4 protein-coding genes are annotated in these 2,714 nt (G+C 32.5%); 1 reads left to right on the forward strand and 3 read right to left on the reverse strand.

Features of this window, described 5'->3' with window-relative positions:
- From ACK5ON_RS12685 to ACK5ON_RS12695, 3 genes are all read right to left on the reverse strand, one after another.
- On the reverse strand, positions 1 to 446 hold a 446-nt coding region (locus ACK5ON_RS12685; protein ID WP_409823142.1), incomplete at its 3' end, for a 3-hydroxyacyl-CoA dehydrogenase family protein.
- Entirely contained in the window at positions 446 to 892 is a 447-nt protein-coding gene (locus tag ACK5ON_RS12690) for a hypothetical protein (RefSeq protein ID WP_409823145.1), read from the reverse strand. The genes ACK5ON_RS12690 and ACK5ON_RS12685, both read right to left, overlap by 1 nt.
- 4 nt (positions 893 to 896) lie before the next feature.
- Positions 897 to 1,865, reverse strand: coding sequence for a Gfo/Idh/MocA family protein (locus ACK5ON_RS12695; protein WP_409823148.1), 969 nt, complete (start codon positions 1,863 to 1,865; stop codon positions 897 to 899).
- Positions 1,866 to 2,070: 205 nt separating this feature from the next.
- Here ACK5ON_RS12695 and ACK5ON_RS12700 point away from each other — a divergent pair, with 205 nt between their 5' ends.
- Entirely contained in the window at positions 2,071 to 2,712 is a 642-nt protein-coding gene (locus tag ACK5ON_RS12700) for a protein-L-isoaspartate(D-aspartate) O-methyltransferase (protein ID WP_409823151.1), read from the forward strand.
- The last annotated feature ends 2 nt before the right edge of the window (positions 2,713 to 2,714 follow it).

Below are 2,714 nucleotides of genomic sequence, written 5' to 3' on the forward strand. Positions count from 1 at the left end.
AATTTCATTATTGGCACCGGATTCATAAAATGCATTCCAATTACTCTCTCTGGATGAACCACTTGTGCCGCTATTTGTGTAATAGAAATGGAAGAAGTATTGGTTGCTAAAATCACATTATGATTGCAAACTTCACTTAATTGCTTGAAGATGTTCAGTTTTAATGTTACATTTTCTGTGGCTGCTTCCACAACCAAATCAGTTCCAACAACGCCATCCTTTATATCAGTATAAGTGATTATATTTCCAATGGTTTTGTGTTTATCATCTTCGGTGATTGTTCCTTTTGTAACCATCCGATCAAGATTGGAAGCTATCGTTGCCATTCCTTTTTCCAGTGATTTTTCGGAAACATCAATTAATTTTACGGTAAAACCGCTTTGAGCAAAAGTATGCGCAATTCCGTTGCCCATAGTTCCTGCGCCTATTACAGCAATTGTTTTCATTATATTGGTTTAGTATTTTTTATTTTTTTTAGCAATGCTTTTGAATTGGGATTGTATGTTTTTGTCCAGAAAAATACAATATAGTCTGTATTTGATAATTTGATTTGATCGGGATTTAACTTTACAATCGAATAGGTAAGAACATTTTTTTTATTAAGGAATGAATCTTTAAAGTAGTAATAAAAAACGGTCTTTTTACTTATAAAAGTTCCTGTTGAACCAGAAACGAATGCGAAACTTTTACCATTCAAATTATCAGCAGAATTATTTAATAATTGCACTATTTTTAATTCTGTATTATTTATTACTTCAGAAGATAAATCAATAGCTTCTAAATTAATGTTTTCATTTTCAATACTTTGCTTTAATTCTTCAAAATGAACATTAGAATTATTTTGTGCATTAACACCAAGAAAAAAGCTAAATAAAAGAACAAGAATTTTCATGTAATTATTTTTCATTCATCGAATCAATAATCATATAAGCCACTCGTAAAGCTTCCGTTCCATCTTCTAAAGTTACAATTGGAGTTGTATTGTTATTGATGGCATCAGCAAAAGTTTCCAATTCATCAAGGATAGCATTATTGTGACTTACTTCAGGATTGTTGAAATAAATTTGTTTCTTTTCGCCTTCGGCATTTTGTAAAATCATATCAAAATCACCCGGAACTTCAGGAGCTTGTTTCATCTTTACTACCTCGCATACTTTGTCTAAATAATCAACCGAGATGTAAGCGTCTTTTTGGAAAAAGCGTGATTTACGCATATTTTTCATGGATATTCTACTCGAAGTGATATTGGCAACGCAACCATTTTCAAACTCAATTCGAGCATTGGCAATATCGGGCGATTGGCTCAAAACTGAAACGCCACTGGCATGAACGGCTTTTACTTTTGATTTTACCACACTCAAAATAGCATCTATATCGTGTATCATCAAATCTAAAACAACAGGAACATCTGTACCACGTGGATTGAATTCTGCCAAACGATGGGTTTCAATAAACATTGGATTTTCAATTTGATCTTTCACAGCAATAAAGGCAGGATTAAATCTTTCTACGTGACCCACTTGTCCTTTAACGTTATACTCTTTGGCTAAAGCAATAATTTCTTCGGCTTCTTCTACAGTTGTTGATATAGGTTTTTCAATAAAAACATGTTTCCCACTTTTGATGGAAACTTTGGCACATTTATAATGCGAAAGGGTAGGAGTTACAATATCAATTACGTCTACAGCGTGAATCAATTTGGCTATAGTATCAAATTGTTTGTATCCAAATTCGGTAGCGATTTTAGCTCCGTTTTCATGGTTTTCGTCATAAAAACCAACGAGTTCATATTTAGAAGATTGTTGTAATAAGCGAAGATGTATTTTTCCGAGGTGACCAGCACCTAAAACGCCAACTTTAAGCATAAAAGTAAATTTTATCAAAAGTACTATTTTAGTTTATAGTTTAAAAGTTTAAGAGTTTAAAAATTTAAAGTGGTTTGATTGAAGATTAATTATTTTAGATTTTTTAGATTCTCGACATTGACATTGAATTTTGATATTGAAATTTTTACTTCTATTTTTACGAAATCATAATTACGGATCAGATTATTTCGTTCCACACAATAACATGAAAAACACAAGCAAACATCAAGGGCTTCGAAATCAATTAGCCAAGCTACTAGAGGATAAAGGAATTAAAGATAAAAGAGTACTGGAAGCAATTAAAATTATTCCAAGACATTTGTTTTTAGACTCTAGCTTCGAGGATTTTGCTTATCAAGACAAAGCTTTTCCGATTGCTGCCGGACAAACGATATCCCAACCTTATACGGTGGCTTTTCAAACACAATTGTTAGAGGTAAAAAAAGATCATAAGATTCTTGAGATAGGTACTGGTTCGGGATATCAAACAGCGGTATTAGTTGCATTGGGAGCAAAGGTTTATTCGGTAGAACGACAAAATGAATTGTTTAAAAAAACATCGGCTTTATTGCCAAAACTCGGTATTCGTCCAAAACATTTATCTTTTGGTGATGGTTATAAAGGTTTACCAGATTATGCACCATTTGATAGTATCATTGTAACAGCTGGTGCGCCAATTATCCCGAAAGCATTGATGGCTCAATTAAAAATAGGAGGAAGACTTGTTATTCCGGTTGGCGATAAAGAACAAGTAATGACCATGCTCATCCGTAAAAACGAAACACAGTTTGAAAAACATGAGGTTGGCGATTTTAAATTTGTACCTTTATTAGAAAATAAAAATTAAAA

It is taken from the genome of Flavobacterium sp. (genome assembly GCF_046317795.1).
GTDB lineage: Bacteria > Bacteroidota > Bacteroidia > Flavobacteriales > Flavobacteriaceae > Flavobacterium.

Excerpts from the sequence above, each read along its gene's own strand:
- ACK5ON_RS12690 (WP_409823145.1), bottom strand. The coding sequence starts at position 892 with ATGAAAATTCTTGTTCTTTTATTTAGCTTTTTTCTTGGTGTTAATGCA.
- ACK5ON_RS12700 (WP_409823151.1), top strand. The coding sequence starts at position 2,071 with ATGAAAAACACAAGCAAACATCAAGGGCTTCGAAATCAATTAGCCAAG.
- ACK5ON_RS12695 (WP_409823148.1), bottom strand. The coding sequence starts at position 1,865 with ATGCTTAAAGTTGGCGTTTTAGGTGCTGGTCACCTCGGAAAAATACAT.